This window comes from Acidocella sp. MX-AZ02, from assembly GCF_000306035.1.
In the GTDB taxonomy this organism is placed as follows: domain Bacteria; phylum Pseudomonadota; class Alphaproteobacteria; order Acetobacterales; family Acetobacteraceae; genus Acidocella; species Acidocella facilis.
Window position 1 is genome coordinate 1 of sequence record NZ_JH976222.1, and the last position, 1,874, is coordinate 1,874.

Annotated in this window: 3 protein-coding genes; 2 read left to right on the forward strand and 1 reads right to left on the reverse strand. The window is 60.6% G+C overall.

The genetic code is table 11. The annotated features are described in order from the left end of the window. Positions 1 to 8: 8 nt before the first annotated feature. The gene (locus tag MXAZACID_RS17165; RefSeq protein WP_039885795.1) at positions 9 to 734 is read right to left on the reverse strand and encodes a hypothetical protein; all 726 of its coding nucleotides are present in this window, start codon (positions 732 to 734) and stop codon (positions 9 to 11) included. A gap of 213 nt (positions 735 to 947) precedes the next feature. Here MXAZACID_RS17165 and MXAZACID_RS17170 point away from each other — a divergent pair, with 213 nt between their 5' ends. Continuing rightward, positions 948 to 1,241 (forward strand): DUF1778 domain-containing protein, encoded by a 294-nt coding sequence (locus MXAZACID_RS17170; RefSeq protein WP_008495825.1) that lies wholly within the window; start codon positions 948 to 950, stop codon positions 1,239 to 1,241. A gap of 122 nt (positions 1,242 to 1,363) precedes the next feature. After that, positions 1,364 to 1,801 carry a GNAT family N-acetyltransferase gene (locus MXAZACID_RS17175; RefSeq protein ID WP_240376733.1) on the forward strand — a complete coding sequence of 146 codons (438 nt, stop codon included), beginning with the start codon at positions 1,364 to 1,366 and terminating at the stop codon, positions 1,799 to 1,801. Positions 1,802 to 1,874: the final 73 nt, after the last annotated feature.

A 1,874-nucleotide genomic window follows, 5' to 3' on the forward strand; every position in this document is an offset into this window, starting at 1 on the left:
GGCCGAGCTCAATGCCGTGTAGGTGGCTGCAAATGCCGGTCCGTTTCCAGCGTGAAGGCAACTGCCCATAAGGGCGTTTTGGTGAAGACCGATCGTTTCGCGAAGCCTTCGCCAACCTCATGCTCGGCCAACAAGCCGGCCCAGCATAAGGGCCGCAGGACATGAAGATAGAAGGTGGAAGCCAGCCGGTAATGTGCGGTCCAAATATCGGTTTCCGTGCCACCGAACAGCACGGTAAACAGCCGCTCCTCGCTCACCGCATGGTCCGCCTCGATATTAATGACATTCAGGAAGACGTCCCAGTTGCCGATCATGACATCACCGAAGCGGGTATATTGGCGATGATCGAGACCATAGAGCAGCGTGGTGGCCAAGCATCCCCATAATTCGCCGGGTTTGTCCCGTAAGCGCTTGGCATTGGCCGTCAGTCGCAAAGTGCCATTGTCGTGCCTCGCGAGCCTGGCGGCGAGCAAGACGTCATGCAACACGGTCAGAGGCGGAAAGTCCGCCTCGTTCAAGACCTTGTTGACGACGTAGAGTTCCTTCGCGGTGTAACGTGGCCATGCGAAAGCTTCGGCCGCCCATTGCACAAAATATCGTTTCAGGGCTTTGGCGGGCGTCAAGCCGATTGGGCCGTGCTGGTCGACATAGTCGAAGGTCAGCAGCGCCGCCTTGAGGATCGGCGCATACGCCAGCGCAGGTTCATCGCCAGGGATCGGCTTGAAAGGGACCATGCGGGAAGTTTGAGCGATGCGCATTGGGCTGCCAAGATCGGCGTCAGGCTTGGCAGCGGGCAACATACCCCCCTCTCATTTGGTTAAGTCTTGCTCTTGCCGGCCAAAGCCTCTTTCCGAAGACCGCGCCGTTTAGCTGGGGACAGTTAGATAAAATGTATTGACGTTGTATGTACGTTGTGCGATTGTCCACGCCTGCAATAGAGATAAGATATGGCCCAGCCAGCCCCTGCCGGTCCGGCCCGTAAGGACGATGTCATTCAGATCCGAGCCTCGGCTGAGACCAAGGCAATCCTGACCCGCGCCGCGGCGCTGCGGGGGCAGAAGCTGTCGGAATTCATGCTGGACAGCGCCCGCCGCCAGGCCGAGGACACGATCCTGGATCAGCGTGTGTTCTTCCTGGCGCCCGATGCGCATGAGGCGTTTCTGGCGATGCTGGATGCGCCGGCACAGGACGTGGCGGAACTGCGGGCGCGGCTGACCAAGCCGCCAGTCTGGGACCGTTAATGGCCAAAACTGGCGGGAAGAGGGCAGTTGAGGCCAAGCCAGTGAGACGTCGGTTGTTGCCGCCGGAACGCCTGACCGCAGCACACGATGTCTCAGGCTTCCAGAATGGCCGCCACCCGTCCTTGGACGAATGGCTGCGGGACCGGGCATTGGTCAGTGAGGGGCTATCAGCGAGAACCTATGTTGTACGCGCTGGCGAGCCGCCACATCTCGTCGTCGGCTATTATGCGATCACCACGGCCATGGAGCAGCGCTTGTCCCTGCCCAGCGCCAAGCTGCGGCGCGGAATGCCCGAGCAGATACCGCTGATGCTAATCGGCCGCTTGGCGGTGGACCAGCGTTACCATGGCATTGGCCTGGGCACCGACTTATTGGCGGATGCATTGAAGCGTTGCCTCGCCGTGTCCGAGGTGGCGGGCGTCAGGGCGGTGGTCACCCACGCGATCGATGAGACCGCCATGGCGTTCTATCGGCGGCACGGCTTTTTGGCCTCGCCGTTGGGCGAGAAGGTGCTGATGATGCCGATTGAGACCATCCGCGCCGTGTTCGCCGATCAGTGAAATAGGCCAGGGTGGTTTCCTTTCTCTCGGCGTAGCCTGGATGGTTCCGTCCACGCTATTGGCCGGACGCCAT

Excerpts from the sequence above, each read along its gene's own strand:
- MXAZACID_RS17165 (WP_039885795.1), bottom strand. The coding sequence starts at position 734 with ATGGTCCCTTTCAAGCCGATCCCTGGCGATGAACCTGCGCTGGCGTAT.
- MXAZACID_RS17170 (WP_008495825.1), top strand. The coding sequence starts at position 948 with ATGGCCCAGCCAGCCCCTGCCGGTCCGGCCCGTAAGGACGATGTCATT.